General features: G+C 40.1%; 10 protein-coding genes. 6 read left to right on the plus strand and 4 right to left on the minus strand.

Annotation, left to right across the window (positions count from 1 at the left end; all coding sequences use genetic code 11):
• Positions 1-169 precede the first annotated feature (169 nt).
• Positions 170-985 carry an alpha/beta hydrolase gene (locus M2135_RS15390; protein ID WP_280749414.1) on the plus strand — a complete coding sequence of 272 codons (816 nt, stop codon included), beginning with the start codon at positions 170-172 and terminating at the stop codon, positions 983-985.
• Here M2135_RS15390 and M2135_RS15395 read toward each other — a convergent pair.
• Positions 968-3,145, minus strand: a complete 2,178-nt coding sequence (locus tag M2135_RS15395) for a tetratricopeptide repeat protein (protein WP_280749415.1) — start codon at positions 3,143-3,145, stop codon at positions 968-970. The genes M2135_RS15390 and M2135_RS15395 overlap by 18 nt on opposite strands.
• An 85-nt stretch (positions 3,146-3,230) precedes the next feature.
• On the opposite strand from M2135_RS15395, the gene lepA reads away from it, so the two are divergent.
• A complete protein-coding gene (gene lepA, locus M2135_RS15400) occupies positions 3,231-5,018 on the plus strand; it encodes a translation elongation factor 4 (protein WP_280749416.1) in 1,788 nt (595 codons plus the stop codon).
• 418 nt (positions 5,019-5,436) lie between these two features.
• Positions 5,437-6,984, plus strand: coding sequence for a sulfatase (locus M2135_RS15405; RefSeq protein WP_280749417.1), 1,548 nt, complete (start codon positions 5,437-5,439; stop codon positions 6,982-6,984).
• 131 nt (positions 6,985-7,115) lie between these two features.
• Here M2135_RS15405 and M2135_RS15410 read toward each other — a convergent pair whose 3' ends face one another.
• Positions 7,116-7,628 carry a hypothetical protein gene (locus M2135_RS15410; protein ID WP_280749418.1) on the minus strand — a complete coding sequence of 171 codons (513 nt, stop codon included), beginning with the start codon at positions 7,626-7,628 and terminating at the stop codon, positions 7,116-7,118.
• Positions 7,629-7,843: 215 nt separating this feature from the next.
• Complete coding sequence (locus M2135_RS15415) at positions 7,844-9,493, minus strand: diphosphate--fructose-6-phosphate 1-phosphotransferase (protein ID WP_280749419.1); 1,650 nt, start codon at positions 9,491-9,493, stop codon at positions 7,844-7,846.
• Positions 9,494-9,704: 211 nt separating this feature from the next.
• Between M2135_RS15415 and M2135_RS15420 the strand changes: the two genes are divergently transcribed.
• Positions 9,705-10,475, plus strand: coding sequence for an SGNH/GDSL hydrolase family protein (locus tag M2135_RS15420; RefSeq protein WP_280749420.1), 771 nt, complete (start codon positions 9,705-9,707; stop codon positions 10,473-10,475).
• Between the two features lie 41 nt (positions 10,476-10,516).
• On the opposite strand, the gene M2135_RS15425 is transcribed toward M2135_RS15420, so the two are convergent.
• On the minus strand, positions 10,517-11,125 hold the full coding sequence (locus tag M2135_RS15425; RefSeq protein WP_280749421.1) for an HU family DNA-binding protein: 609 nt from the start codon (positions 11,123-11,125) through the stop codon (positions 10,517-10,519).
• Positions 11,126-11,762: 637 nt separating this feature from the next.
• Between M2135_RS15425 and M2135_RS15430 the strand changes: the two genes are divergently transcribed.
• Both M2135_RS15430 and M2135_RS15435 read left to right on the plus strand, forming a co-directional pair.
• The gene (locus M2135_RS15430; RefSeq protein WP_280749422.1) at positions 11,763-14,855 is read left to right on the plus strand and encodes a SusC/RagA family TonB-linked outer membrane protein; all 3,093 of its coding nucleotides are present in this window, start codon (positions 11,763-11,765) and stop codon (positions 14,853-14,855) included.
• 6 nt (positions 14,856-14,861) lie between these two features.
• Positions 14,862-16,505: a SusD/RagB family nutrient-binding outer membrane lipoprotein gene (locus tag M2135_RS15435; protein WP_280749423.1), complete on the plus strand. Its 1,644-nt coding sequence runs from the start codon at positions 14,862-14,864 to the stop codon at positions 16,503-16,505.
• Positions 16,506-16,739 lie beyond the last annotated feature (234 nt).

Raw genomic sequence — 16,739 nt, forward strand, 5'->3', positions numbered from 1 at the left:
CTGCACACAATGTGGGAGAGTAGGTAGCTGCCAGTTTTTGATTAAGAGGTATATTCGATCCGAATGGAGGAATGTACCTCTTTTTTATTATATATAGCCTATATTATTTTATTCTGTATCAAGCGAAATTTATTTATGAATGATTATTTTTGCCAAAAACAAAATAATCATGAAAAAAATCCTATTGCTCTTACTCACAGTCTTTATTAGCTATCTTGCTTCTGCTCAGGATCAGATAACTTATCAAACGATCGAAAATCTCTCTTACCGGACATCAGGCGATTCTTATAGTCAGGAGAGATGTAAACTAGATCTTTACTACCCTGAAAATCAGAAAGAATTTGCGACAGTCGTATGGTTTCATGGTGGAGGATTGACCGGAGGCAATAAATTCATTCCCGAACAATTAAAGAACAGTGGTATGGCTGTAATAGCTGTTAATTATCGTCTTTTGCCCAAAGGGACACTAACAAACTGTATAGATGATGCCGCCGCAGCTGTAGCCTGGGCATTCAATGAAATAGAGCAATATGGAGGTGATAAACGCAAGGTCTTTGTTTCCGGCCATTCTGCCGGCGGATATCTTGCCGCTATGATCGGATTAGATAAAAAATGGCTCAATACTTACCAAATCGATGCGGATGAAATCGCCGCTCTTATCCCTTTTAGCGGGCATGCCATCAGCCACTTTGCTTATCGTCAATCTTTAGGCATGAAGGATACACAGCCCAGTATTGATGAATTTGCCCCTCTTTATTATGTTCGTCCCGACGCTCCTCCTTTGATAATTGTGTCGGGTGATCGTGAAATGGAAATGCTTGGGCGCTATGAAGAAAACGCCTATTTCTGGCGAATGATGAAAGTTGCCGGTCACAAAGAAACTTACTTATATGAACTCGACGGATACAATCATGGAGATATGGCTGTACCAGCTTTTCATATTCTGAAAAATCATGTCAGACAACTCTTAAAGTCCATCCTCTAAGACATAACGTAACTGATCCAACATCAACGGGATTTCCGGTTCTTCGATGCCTGCCATTAACAGATCCGGAATATCCTGATTGAATTGTTCTTTGAACTTATGAAAATCGTTCTGTTCAGTCTCAACCGACTTCTTATAGTATTTTAAAGCTTGTTTCACATTTTGCATAACCCATTCCGTATGCCCCGCATTCATATAATCGTGCATATTGGGCTGGGCATCTAATATCCGCTTATAATAGTTTCTTGCCTGATCGTATTTGCCTGTTAGGAAAGAACACCATGCAATAGGTCTCCATGCTTTATTACTTTTTGTGTCCAAATAATCCACTTTAAAATAATACTTCAAGGCTTCATCATAATCACGCATTTCCAGGTAACAATGCCCGATGTTCATTTGAACAGATAATTCATCAGGACTCATCAGTTCATAACGCTGATAATAGGTTAAGGCTTCCTCCGGTCGTTTTAATGTCCGGTAACACCCCGCAATGCGGCGAATCACCCATTTGCTGTTGTTATTTAATAAATCAGCACGCAGATAAGCATCCAGAGCACCTTCGATATCATCATTCATCTGCTTGCAATACCCTATTTTCTGGAAAAGAACATCATTTTCATGATCTTGAATAGATAAACGCACATAAATACTCAAGGCATCAAGAAAATGTCCCTTATGCAGATAATACTCTGCTATAGCCCACATACTCTCCTTATCTGAAATATAGGGTTGCAAGATCGGCAGATTATGAAAATCCAATTTCCAGGTAAAAATATCATCAAAATCCAACTTGCTGGGATATAGTTTGAAAAAGCGATATAAGTCTTGAATATATTGTCCCGATATAAATGCAATATTTCCCCGCTGTGTCACAAACTCTTCTTTACTTTGTTGAATCATTTCACCCGCCTGTCCTTCAAACTGCCCCATCATCATTTTTTTATGTTGTTCCGGCAATTGCATCATACTGAAATAAAGCGAATATTTATCGGAGTTACACATAAACGGTGCTGTAGCCAAAGCGTCTAACACTTGTCTGTCACCCGGCTCTTTATTCTCCGGATTCCCTAAAGAGGAATGTTGCGGTATAAACGGCAGGAACCAATTACTGATCTCCCGGAAAAAAGGGAAGTTCTTCAGATGAATAAATGTCGAATGCATCACATCAGCACCTTCTTGCTGTAGTTCACCAAATTCCTGCATTTTTTTCTCTAAAGAAGATCCGGCAAGCATCTCCTGCCATTCGGGGTTCATCTCTGCTCCAATCTGTTCAGAGGCCAAATCTTTCAGATTGATCTTTCCTGTAATTTTAGAATTAAGCTTCATCATTTCAGGAATAATCTCTTCTTGCAATTTCCGAGTGATCTTCTCTGTTTCGCGAGCCAGAATAAAACGTAGGGTTATTGTACGAATATCATTCGTAAACGCAGGGTGACTTTCAGCATAAAGATCCAGCCGTTCCTGTATCTGCGGATATAAATAGGTCCGTTTTCTGTACGCAAATAGAGTCAGTAAAATACCAATCAATGCCCGTACTCTTACTTCTTCATTTTCTGTTTCCAACGCATCAAAGAGAAGAAAAAGTTTCTCTTTATCAAACGAAGCTTGTAATCCTAATAGCAAAGCCGACACAATCTGGCAACCGGTGGCAACCGGCAAAACGGGATTATATAAAATTTCTTTCACTACAAGTACATCATCGGGCGATAGCGGGTAAGAGACCCATATTTTATGGAAAAGTTCGGTTAATGTTATTTCATATTGTTGTTCCAACTCCATTGTTTGGCCGGGGATATCCAATTGCGCATGTAATTGATCATAGGTCGTACCCCCACCTGCATCCAATGAACGTTTTCGGTTATAATAAATGAAAGACGATTCAGCCGAGAGTGCTTTATGCTTTACCTGATCAGCCAATTCATAAGCCGACAGAAGCAGTGTATGATAGATATGTTCCTGCATCGGATCTTTAGCGCCTTCCATCCGGTAGCGTAACATATATTTATAGGTACTTTGTAATTCGTCGAACTTCTCTTGAAAAACGTATTCACGAACCCCGGCAATCATTCCTTGTAGACAAACAAATGCATCCTTCAGTTCTTTATTATCCAATGAACCGATAATACGCTCGTAAGCTCTGTTTATTTCTTGTGTCGTCATAACATATTATATAACAAATGGTATGCCAAAAGTATTATGTTCACTGTAAAATTCCTATCTTTGCACACCTAAATAAAGTTAGCAGATGAAGAATATACGCAATTTTTGTATCATTGCTCATATAGACCATGGTAAAAGTACTCTGGCCGACCGCTTGCTTGAATATACCAAAACTGTCGAAGGCAAAGATATGCAAAACCAGGTTCTTGATGATATGGATCTTGAGCGTGAGCGTGGCATTACCATTAAAAGCCATGCCATTCAAATGAAATATCTCAAAGACGGAGAAGAATATACCCTCAATCTGATCGATACCCCGGGGCACGTCGACTTTTCTTACGAGGTATCCCGTTCTATTGCCGCTTGCGAGGGAGCATTACTCATTGTTGATGCTGCACAAGGTATACAGGCTCAAACAATTTCCAACCTGTATATGGCTATCGATAACAACCTCGAAATCATCCCGGTGATCAACAAGATCGATTTACCTAGCGCTATGCCAGAAGAGGTCGAAGACCAGATTGTCGAACTACTTGGAGTTGACCGTGAAGACATTCTTCGTGCCAGTGGAAAAACAGGCGAAGGGGTCTATGAAATATTAGATGCAATTGTAAACAAAGTTCCGGCTCCCCAAGGTGATCCCGAAGCGCCTTTACAATGTTTGATTTTCGACTCTGTATTCAACTCATTCCGAGGAATTATAGCTTACTTTAAAGTTGTAAACGGAGTGATTCGGAAGGGAGATCGAGTCAAATTCATCGCCACAGAAAAGGAATACGACGCCGATGAAGTCGGAATCCTTAAACTAGGCATGTCACCTCGTCAGGAAGTCAGAACCGGCGATGTCGGATATATCATTTCCGGTATTAAAACATCCCGTGAAGTTCGCGTGGGTGATACGATTACACATATGAAAAATGGAGCTACGGAAGCCATAGCCGGTTTTGAAGAGGTCAAGCCAATGGTGTTTGCCGGAGTCTATCCGATCGACAGCGAAGATTTTGAAAATTTACGAGCGTCTCTTGAAAAATTACAGTTAAATGACGCTTCCCTCACCTTCCAGCCTGAAAGTTCAGCAGCCCTCGGTTTTGGATTCCGTTGTGGTTTTCTGGGACTCTTACATATGGAGATCGTGCAGGAACGTCTTGATCGTGAGTTTGATATGGATGTGATCACCACAGTTCCAAACGTATCCTATAAAGTATATGATAAAAAAGGGAATTGTCTGGAGGTACATAACCCCAGCGGTCTGCCCGATCCGACGCAAATCGATCATATAGACGAGCCTTATATCCGTGCATCTGTCATAACTACAACCGCTTACATTGGCCCTATTATGACATTATGTCTGGGAAAAAGAGGTATTCTTCTCAAGCAAGAATATATTTCAGGTGATCGTGTCGAAATACATTACGATATGCCTTTGGGAGAGATCGTGATCGATTTTTATGATAAATTGAAAAGCATCTCAAAAGGGTATGCCTCGTTTGATTACCATTTACACGATTTTCGTCCAAGTAAGTTGGCCAAACTGGATATCCTCCTCAATGGAGAACCGGTTGATGCACTTTCAACCTTGACCCATGTTGATAATAGTGTGACATTCGGCCGTCGTATGTGTGAAAAGTTGAAAGAATTAATTCCACGTCAACAATTTGATATCGCGATTCAGGCTGCTATCGGTTCGAAGATCATTGCCCGTGAAACGATAAAAGCCGTTCGCAAAGACGTAACAGCCAAATGTTATGGAGGTGATATTTCCCGTAAACGGAAATTGCTTGAAAAACAAAAAGAAGGAAAAAAACGCATGAAACAGATCGGTACAGTAGAAGTGCCTCAAAAAGCGTTCCTGGCTGTCTTGAAATTAGATTAAGATAAACCCCATAGAGAGTAAAGAGAGGGATTCGGAAACGAATCCCTTTTTTGTTATCTTATCTGCTGGTTTTCAGAATATGGGCATTAGGCGAATAGCTATATATCAGGCTGATATATATAAGTTATCAAAACAAAAACGAAAAAGATCCGTCGGTTTATTAGAAGCATAATAAGCACTTTTTTGTTAGAGGTACCTCTAAATGATTTTAGACGTACCTCTAAACTGATTTACACGTACCTCTAAATTATTTTAGAGGTACCTCTAACAGAAAACAGACATAGGTGTAACAGAAAAAGTAGTCGGATCAAACAGAAAACAGATTTGCATGGTGCAAAAAACAGATCTTTATACTGTCACTTTCCAGGTATTATGACTATCTTCAACCTCTTTTTTAATATATTTATATCGTGTCATTATGAGAAATAAAATAATTAGTGGAACATTATTATTCCCTTTTATAATATCCTGTACCGGAAAAATTCAACAGGAAAAGCCTAATGTCTTATTTATTTTAACAGACGATCATGCGATGGCAGCCATTAGTGCATACCGCTCAGGATTGTCTACTCTGGCTCCGACTCCCAATATTGATCGCATCGCTAAAGAAGGTGCCATATTTCAAGCCAACTATTGTTGTAACTCTATCTCCGGGCCAAGTCGTGCTGCTATTCTGACAGGGAAACATAGTCATAAAAACGGATTTATGAGAAACGGAAACCAAGGTTTTGATGGCACGCAACAAACATTACCCAAAATACTTCAGGCAAACGGCTATGAAACCGCATTGATTGGTAAGTGGCATCTGGTGTCAGAACCAACCGGATTTGATTTCTGGACCATTCTGAGCGACCAGGGGGAATATAACCATCCCGATTTTATTACCGGAAAAGATACGACCCGCCATACCGGTTATGTCACAGATATCATTACCCGCTTCACGAAAGAGTGGCTGGATAAACGAGATAAAGAAAAGCCGTTTTTTCTGATGATGAATCATAAAGCGCCACATCGTAACTGGGTGCCGGCCGAACGTCATTATCGACTATATGAACATACACTATTCCCTATTCCCGAAAATTATTTTGACAGTTATGACAATAGAGTTGCTGCTTCAAAGCAGGAGATGAATATATACCGAGACATGTACGAAGGACATGACCTAAAAATGGTTACCGGAACAGATAGCGATACGCTACTTTATGATCCTTGGCCTCACGTATTTATTGATCGGATAACACCCGAAGAAAAAGCTCGCTTTTTTGAAGCTTACCGCGAAAGAAACAATGATTTTTTTAGTACTCCCAGAACAGAAAAAGAAATTGCAGAGTGGAAACTCCAACGTTATTTACAAGACTATCTGGCAACTATAAAAAGCGTCGATGAAAGTGTAGGAGAAATTCTGGATTATTTGAAAGAGAAAGGATTGGATAAAAATACAATCATTGTTTACACCTCGGATCAAGGGTTCTATCTGGGAGAACATGGCTGGTTTGATAAGCGGTTTATGTATGAAGAATCATTTGTTATGCCTCTGTTGATGAGTTATCCAAGCGAAATCAATCCCGGTACAGAGATAAAGGGCTTGACTCAAAATATTGATTTTGCACCGACTTTTCTGGATATGTGTGGTATTGAAATACCGGAAGATATGCAGGGACAATCGTTTCGTCCGTTATTAGGAGGAGAAATACCTGAGAGTTGGAGAGAGTCGCTCTATTATCACTATTATGAATATCCGGGTTTTCATAGTGTAAAAGCACATTATGGAGTCAAAACGATGCGCTATAAATTAATCCATTTCTACGAAGATAATCTCTGGGAATTATATGATTTACAAAACGACCCGAACGAAATGCATAATATATACGGTTATCCGGATATGGAAGAGGTGATCCAAAAGATGAAAAAAGAGTTAGTACGATTACAAGAAATGTATGAAGTACCCAAAGAATTATGCGAGTAAATATAGGATAATCCGTATATCTTGAGATTAAAACTATGTTTTTCCCATCTTCTATTCTCACGAACCGAAGAGGCAGGTAACATAGAACCTAGTTAGTTAAAATTGGTTTTGGCCAATAGTAAGTGTGTGTGTTAAGAATTTATTCGATAAATATCTTGTTCTCCATACATCCGTTGCCTCCAGTATTCTCCCAATATGGGATAAAAAAGAGCAGCCATTTCGCTTTTTGAATAAAGCGACTGGAAGGTATGATACAATCGATCAAAAGTATATGTGTGTGCTTTGTCGGTATTCTCATCTCCAAACCACGCTTTTAAATCAGCAACCAACAGCTCTTTTATTGAAAGAATGGTGTGACTGGACAGATAGCCCTGATAGTATGACAGTAACTCTTTAAAGAGATTTGCATTTTTTTCATTGCCTGATTCAGGACAGTCGAGGAGTATATATACCGATGATTCCAATGTGCCACAGTAAATGTCGATATTCCGGGGCAATAAGATACATTCTCTTTGTCCGAGCACATAAGTTCCAAATCCATCGGCACTCAAATACATACTCCCTTCCAACAAAAAGAAAAGACTATAACATTTGTTTATCCCTAATGCAACAGCATGGTTACCGGGCATGTTCCTGAAATACATCTCAAGCTCTATTTTGGCGTATCCTTCTTGTTTTCCTACCGTCTGTCATAATCAGCTGGTAGAACGATGCAAAGCTAAGCAGAAAAAAGCGCTATTCTTTTACTCATAAAGTCACATCTCTTTCACAAATGGCTACATTTATGATGTATCTCATAAAAAGAAATAAAAAAAGGTACCCTTTTGGAGTACCTTTTCACGATAGAGATATGTTTCTTTTATTTTTTTGCTTGTTCCAACTGCAACGTTTTAGTCGGTTGGTCGCATACTTCAGTCGGTCCGAAGTATTGGATCGGTCCTGGATACACATAGCTTGTTGTTAATGCCCACTCATCACGTTTAGAGGCGAATGTCTTAAATGGAGCACCATCCAGTTTAACCAATGCTTTCTGGATAACCGGTTTCATTTCACCATGACGACGTTCCATATTCATCATCATTGTAACAGGTATACCTCCGGCAATCCACTTATCAGCAGGAGCAGTCGTGTTGCGCACCGAAGACATATAACCGGTCTTACCCGCTGCAATCAGGCAGGAAGCTGTATAACCTAATGAATAACAATAGTCGGCATCATAATTAGAAGGAGCAGCACAGCGACCTTCATAACCAAAGAAGTGATGTAAAGGAGAGAATTTACCGGTATATTTACCAGCTTTCTTCCACTCGTCTAATTTTTTAGCCACCATTTCAGAAAGCAATTTCTCTGTTTCAATCAATGATACCTGAACGTTTCCGTGTGGGTCGCGATCCAATGTCAACTGACGGGCAACTCCTTCCGGAAGACTGGCATACAGGTCGGAATTATCTTTTGTCAATTTACTGATGATATATGAACGTTGTTCGCTTTTCTTGATCATCTTAAATTCGGCGTCATGTTTTGCCAGGTAATCATTCAATTCAGCAATCAAACGTTTCATTGCCGGAACAAACTCAATCAAACCCTCAGGAATCAAGACTGTTCCGAAGTTATCGCCTTTTTTCGCACGTTTAGCTACGATATCGGCAATATAGGTCACGATATCATCCAGCGACATATTTTTAGCTTCTACTTCTTCCGAGACAATACAGATATTCGGTTGCGTCTGTAGTCCACACTCCAATGCAATGTGAGAGGCCGAGCGTCCCATCAGTTTAATGAAGTGCCAATATTTCTGTGCCGAATTACAATCACGTTCGATGTTACCGATAACTTCCGAGTAGACCTTACAAGCCGTGTCAAAACCAAAAGAAGTTTCAATCTGCTCATTTTTCAAGTCTCCATCAATGGTTTTCGGGCAACCGATCACCTGTACACCTGCACCGATAGCTTTGTAATATTCAGCCAAGACACACGCATTCGTGTTCGAATCATCACCACCGATGATTACAAGCGCTTTAATATCCAGTTCTTTTAGGATTTCCAACCCTTTATCAAACTGTTCTTTTTCTTCCAGTTTGGTACGACCCGATCCGATCATATCAAAACCACCGGTATTGCGATATTCGTCGATAATAGCTGCAGTCAATTCTTTGTATTTGTGATCGACCAATCCTCCAGGACCAAGAATAAATCCATAAAGGCGTGATTTTTCATTGATCGCTTTAATCCCGTCAAACAGTCCTGCAATCACATTATGTCCACCCGGAGCCTGTCCGCCAGAAAGGATTACGCCCACATTCATCGCCGGCATCGCTTTCGGACTATTTTCTTTTTCAAAAGTAATCACCGGCATACCATAGGTGTTGGGGAACAATTTCTTGATCTCTTCCTGATCGGCAATAGATTGTGTATACTCGCCGTCAACGGCTTTTACAGCACCTTTCAAAGCTGCGGGAACCTTGGGTTGGTAGGCTGCTCTTGCAATTTGTAATGCACTCTTTGTCATATCTTAACTGATTTATGTTGAGAATTAATCGATTCGTCTCTAAAAGCGGTGCAAATATCGCATTTTTTTCCTTAAATATCGAAAAAACGAACCCTTACCATCTATAAATGCGACGCATTTTTTTCTTTATTAATAAAATGCGACAAAATTCATCCCCGACTAAAAGTTTTGTCTTTATCTTTGCCGACATTATGAACGAATGAATGCAACCATGAAAAATTCAAGAAGAGATTTTCTTAAAAAAGGTGTCCTGGCAGGGACAGGAGCCCTATTGATTCCGGAATTGGCAAAAGCAGTTGTCGAAGAACATACTGCAGTAAATGCACCCAAGATCACATTGAAAAAGAATGCAGTCATCATGTTGCAGGGTGATTCTATTACGGATGCCGGAAGAGATAAAACAAACACAATCAGCAACTCCTTTCCGATGTTGGGCAACGGATATCCCCTTTTTATTGCCAGCCAGTTATTGGTGAAAGAGGCTGCCAAACAACCCAAAATATACAACCGGGGGATCAGCGGAAACAAAGTCTACCAGCTACGCGAACGCTGGGAAGCCGAATGTCTGGCCTTTCACCCCGATGTATTAAGTATCCTGATCGGTGTGAATGATTACTGGCATACATTGAACGCCGGATATAAAGGTACAGCCAAGGTGTATGAAGAAGACTACAGAGACCTGTTGCGCTATACCAAAGAGAAACTACCCCATATTCAATTGGTTATTTGCGAACCGTTTACGCTCAAAGGAGGCTCGGCTATCGATGATCCGAAATGGTTCCCGATGTTCGACGAATATCGCGTGATTGCCAAAAAACTGGCACAGGAATTCAATGCCGTATTTGTACCTTTCCAGGCCGGATTCGATGCCGCAATCAAACAAGCAGGTGCTCGTTACTGGTCGAACGACGGCGTTCATCCCGATCTTCCCGGACGTCAGCTGATGGCTAATCTTTGGCTGGAAGCGACAGGGTTGAAATAATTTAAATGCTTTGTATTATAAAAAGAGGCCGACTGTTGATTTTATTCATCACCAGACGGTCTCTTCATGTAAAAAGTGGTTGGTCCTTGCCCATATCGATTGATAATTCCTTCGTTGAGAAATTGTTTCAAATCCATACATGCCTGTGGTTTGCTGCGCGCATTTAACTGCATATAGGTTTTGCGTGTAATGAATGTGTGATTATTAAGATAACGTAGTAAATGTTCCCTACATTCATCAAGGGTGTAGTGTCGAATCTGTTTTGAACTGTCAGCCCGGAAAACCGGCATGGTTTCTAACCGTCTGCAAAGTTTGACGGAAGGACGGTAGTTGATGCTTCTAAAATGAACCGATTCGGCACGGATCTCCTTTTTGTTCATAACCGGCCGGCATTGCAATGAAACACTAAATGTTCCAATACCGTCTAATTCTACATTTTTTCCAAACATCAGGTAGTCGGCCATAATATCCTGCAACAGTTGCAACATCCCTTTTATATCTGCCGGTGAAAAACTCGACCTAGCTTTCAGGTCACGCATTATGTCGTCAACCGATACTGTGCCGCCCGATACTAAGCGAGCATGAAGGGGTAATACCCGGTTGTCATGGTGGGGGTTGGGGTTACGAACTAATTTATACTCTGCTGCCATACGTTAAAATTTTAAGGTTAATCGTATAATAAGTCTCTCAATAGCATTGTTGTTTGATGAGTAATCCAATAATAAATACACTTATTTGACTACTTTTTTTATTTCGAACTGTTCTTTTATTCTTTCACATGGGCTCAATATTTCGGCTATATCCATTAATCGTCCATCAGCTGTGTCACTTTCGTCTACCAATTGGATCACTTTCGTCTACCAACTGTGTCCCGATCGTCTACCAACTGTTAGACGATTAAAACTCCGGATCAAAAATAGAGAAGTTCTAAGCAAAAAGAGGAGGGAATAGAGATAAAATGCGTAAGGGTATCACATTAAGAGTTCTGTTTTTAGTGGAATTTCTTTGTCTTATTTACAGAAATGGGGTGATTCGGCTTTTTGCGCAGGAAAAGTATACTGTTTGAGTTGAACTTTATAGTGGATGTTATTTGGGGTTAATCAGTAAAACAGGTAAAGTGTAAATAAATTTAAGATGGGTGGAAAGATTTCTTTTTTTCGTTTCAACCTTCGTTAAATGTTAAAAATAAAGGGCGAAGTGCCTGTTTTTCATGCTGATTGCTTAAAAGCTGTTTTTCAATGCTAAAAAATCACTACCTTTACACCGTAAATATCCACAAAACATAGAATGAGTGCCTTAACGCTTAAAATCGTATTGCTATTTTTACTGTTCGCCCCATCTGCAGCTTTCGCAAAGAAAAATACAGATATATCTACGAATGTCTTACAAAATAAAGAAAAAATAACGGGAATTATATATAATACCGTCGGTGAACCATTGGCGGGTGCTAATGTAATCGAAAAAGGGACAATCAATGGTGTTATAGCTGATCAGGATGGACGTTTTACGATAAACGTTCCACGGACTGCTATACTGCAAATCTCTTATTTGGGATATGAACCCATGGAGGTAAAAGTGTCTGATGAAAATGAACTGTTGATTACGCTTGTTGAAAATTCACAACAATTAGACGATGTTGTTGTAACGGCCTTAGGACTTAAAAAGAATGAAGCCTCATTGTCTTATTCGGTAAAACAACTGGGAGGGGAGGAGTTGACTCGGGTAAAAGATCCCAGTATGATGACTTCATTAACAGGGAAAATATCGGGGGTTCAGGTGAATAAAACATCATCCGGAGTCGGAGGCTCGTCCAAGGTATTGATGCGTGGTATCCGTTCTGTGGTAGGCAATAATCAACCTTTGTACGTGATTGACGGTGTCCCGGTAATGAATGCCTCCAACGAGCAGGCCTTTACGGCTGTCGGAGGAACAGCTGATGCGGGGAATCGGGATGGTGGTGATGGGGTTTCTAATCTGAATCCGGAAGATGTGGAGAGCATCAGTGTCTTGAAAGGTGCTCCTGCGGCTGCATTGTATGGAAGCCAAGCGGCAAACGGAGTCATTCTTATTACCACCAAAAAAGGAAATTCAGACAGAAGACAAATAACATTTACTTCAAATATTACATTTGACCAGGCTTTTTGTTTGCCTGAGTTCCAAAACTCTTATGGTGTCAGTAATGGGGTGGAAAGTTGGGGAGAAAAAAGTGATTTAACCGTATATGATAATGTCGGTGATTTTTTTCGTACCGGCTATACAGCGATGAATTCTTTGGCAATTAGTTCGGGAAATGAAAAGTATCAGACCTATTTTTCGTATGCCAATACAGCGAGTGACGGTTTGATAGAACATAACTCCTTGGATAAGCATAATTTAAATTTGCGGGAAACGACCACTCTTTTTGACAATCGGTTGAAATTGGATGCGAATGTGAATGTTTTCAGACAGGTTATTAAAAATCGTAATCCTGTAGGGGGATTTTATATGAACTCTTTGGTCGGGTTATATCGGTTTCCGCGTGGAGTAGACATCACTCCATATAAAGAAAATTTTGAAGTGTGGGATGAATCGAGAAACCTATCCGTTCAAAACTGGCATTCCGACACCCAAGATTTTGAACAAAATCCGTATTGGGTAATTAATCGTATACAGAGCAAAGATACACGTGGTCGGCTGATTACGTCTCTTTCTGCTGATTTTCAAGTGACACCATGGTTTAAGATACAAGGACGGGGTAGTCTGGATTATATCAATGATAAGATCCGCCAGAAGTTTTATGCATCAACAGCTCCGGCACTCTCCGGTGAGAATGGTCGATATGTAGAAATGGATTATCAGGAAACAATGTTTTATGGAGATCTCATGGGGATCTTTGAAAAAAAGATCAATACTGATCTTTCTGTTCAGGCGGCAATTGGAGCAAGCATTAATGATAAAACAGTCAATTCCACCCGATACGATTCGAAGACTGCTTCTTTGAAGTATGCCAATGTTTTCAATCTGGCCAATATTGTGATGGATGGATCGGCTTATATTAATCAACAGATAGATGCACGTCGACAAATGCAATCGTTGTTCGGTACGGCACAAATCGGATATAAAGAGAGTCTGTTTGTAGATCTTACAGCCAGAAACGACTGGTCGTCGACACTGGCCTTTACACCAAATGAAAGTTCAGGGTTTTTCTATCCTTCGATCGGTGGCGCTTGGGTTATAGGAAAAATGTTTAGTTTGCCCAAATGGATCTCTTTTTCAAAGGTTAGGGCGGTATGGAGCAAAGTAGGTAATGATATACCATTATATATTACTAATCCGGTATCGCATATTAGTGCCGGAGGAGAGATCGAATTTGCAGATGCAGCACCTTTTGAGGATATGAAACCGGAGATGACAACATCGATTGAGTTGGGAACGGAATGGCGTTTTTTGAACAACCGGTTGAGTATGGCATTGACATGGTATAAAACAAATACACGCAATCAATTCTTCAAACTGCCGGCTAAATCCGGTGATAAGTATGCATATCGTTATGTCAATGCCGGTGATATACAGAATGTGGGGTGGGAGGCGAATCTGACTGCTCATCCGGTGGTGGATCAGCCTGTCACATGGCGCACGGAAATTAATTTTTCCCGAAACAAAAATAAGGTGCTTAAATTACATGAAGAACTCCCTGTTTTTATTTATGGCCCTCAAGGTTTTTCGTCAAGCTATGCGATGAAGCTTAAGGAAGGTGGAGCATTTGGTGATATATACGGGAAAGCTTTCCGGCGGGATGAAAACGGCACTATTTTATATGAAACGGAAGGTGAACGGAAAGGACTTCCACAAGTGGAAGGAGACGGTAATCTGATTAAAGTGGGGAATGCCTATCCGGAATTTACGATAAGCTGGGGCAATCAATTGAATTATAAACAACTTTCTCTTTATTTTCTGATAGATAGCCGTGTGGGGGGAGATATTCTTTCTCAAACACATGCTGATATGGATATGTTTGGTGTGACAAAAGTGACAGCAGACGCTCGGGATGCAGGATATGTGAATCTGGAAGGACATAAGATTGAAAATGTACAAGGTTTCTATAAGAATATTGTTGGAGGCCGGGCGGGCGTGACTGAATATTATATGTATAATGCGACTAATGTACGATTGCGGGAACTGTCTCTGAGTTATATGCTTCCGGCTAAATGGATAAAGGCTACCCGTGTTTTGCAAAAAGTGCAACTCTCATTTGTTGCCCGGAATCTATTCTTTATCTATAAAGACGCTCCGTTCGATCCCGAATTAATTTTATCTACCGGAAATGATAACCAGGGAATAGAGGTGTACGGAATGCCGACTACGCGTAATTTCGGATTTAATATTAAATGTGATTTTTAATCAAGGATGATGTTCAAAAGAATACACATATATTATATAGTAAGTGTGCTTTCGGGGCTACTCTTTTTTTCCTGTACGGAAAATTTCAAAGAACTGAATACTGATAAATCCGGTATAACCGATGGCGATATGCAGATCGATTTCAATGATCTGCGTATACCCTTTGATATTATTCAACAAGGAATCTATTTTAATTATGATTTCGGAAAAGGGAAAAACTGGCCGTATCAAATCATGCAAAATCTGAATGCGGATATGTTTAGTGGGTATATGCACGATTATAAGCCGCATAATGGGGGAACGTCTAACTCTGATTATAATCTACAGGATGGCTGGAATGGTACGAACTGGCTTTATACATATGGTTATGTACTGCCGAATATAAAAAGATCGGAAGACGCTACTTATGAAAAATATCCTGTCCTTTATGCAATAACCAAGATACTTAAAGTGCAAGCGATGCATCGTGTAACGGATATATATGGGCCTATTGTTTATTCTTCTTTTGGAGATGAAGAAGGGGTTTATCATCCGGAAACACAAAAAGAGGCGTATTATGCTTTTTTTGAGGATCTGGATGATGCGGTTCGGTTGTTGATGGAAAATACAGATGCGACAACAGAGCATTCAATCATAAAACTTTTTGATATTCTATTGGATGGAGAGTATGTTTCATGGATTAAATATGCTAATTCACTACGTATGCGTTTGGCTATACGGATAGCTATGGCTGATCCCGGTAAAGCGCGGACGGAATTTCAAGAAGCATTTAATAATCCATATGGTTTTTTGTCGGAATCTAATGAAAATGTCGTGGTGTCTACACGAAACGGTTATCAGAATCCGTTAGGCGCTATTAACCGCGCTTGGAATGAAGTTCAGATGAATGCGTCAATGGAGTCTATTTTAAACGGCTACGAAGATCCACGGCGAGGCTGTTTTTTTGAACCTTGTGCTGAAGATGTTATTTTGAAAGATCGGAATGGAAAAGACTCTTTAGTGATTGAATTGAAAGGACAATATAAAGGAATAAGACAAGGAATATGTTTTTCACATTTGCTTTATGCCTCACATTCTAAAATATATGTAAACCCAACAACTGAACCTATCTTAATGACAGCTGCTGAGGTTTGGTTTCTTCGTGCCGAAGCGGCCTTGAGAGGTTGGAGTGGAGAAAATGCTCAGATGTGTTATGAAGAAGGAATAAAAACGTCGTTTCGACAATGGGGGATTGCTGGAAACTATGATGAATATATTTATAGTGAAAAAACGGCTGCGGATTATATCGATGTTTTTGACTCGGCAAATAATATTCAAGCCAGATGTAAGGTGACTCCTCGTTGGATTGATTTGGCTTCATCCGAAGAAAAGCTGGAAAAAATTATTACTCAGAAATGGTTGGCTTTATTTCCTGAAGGGTGTGAAGCCTGGAGCGAACAACGACGTACAGGATATCCACGGCTTTTTCCGGTGCGTTTTAATAACAACAAAGATGGTGCTATTGATACTGAAATAATGATTCGACGGTTAAGCTTTCCGGCAGATATGAGTGATACGGATGCAGAATTATACCAATCATTGCAAAAAATATTAAATGCCCCCGACCACGCAGGCACACGTCTGTGGTGGGATACCGGGATGAATTTTTAGAATTTATGTAGGCCATCTCGTTAATAAACTCTACAATTTCTAATCCTGATTTATTTTATGGATTAATACAAAAGTAGTTTATCTCCACACCCTCAATCGGATAAGAATACCTATGGCTAACGCAAACAAAAAACTTCTAAAAAACTTCCCCAATAATTTGGTTTATGAATATATTATATATTATCTTTGCACCCACGTTCGCCGAAAATCATCTCTGATTTTATCATAGAATGA

The organism is Parabacteroides sp. PF5-9 (assembly GCF_029893105.1).
Classification (GTDB): Bacteria; Bacteroidota; Bacteroidia; order Bacteroidales; family Tannerellaceae; genus JARXWG01.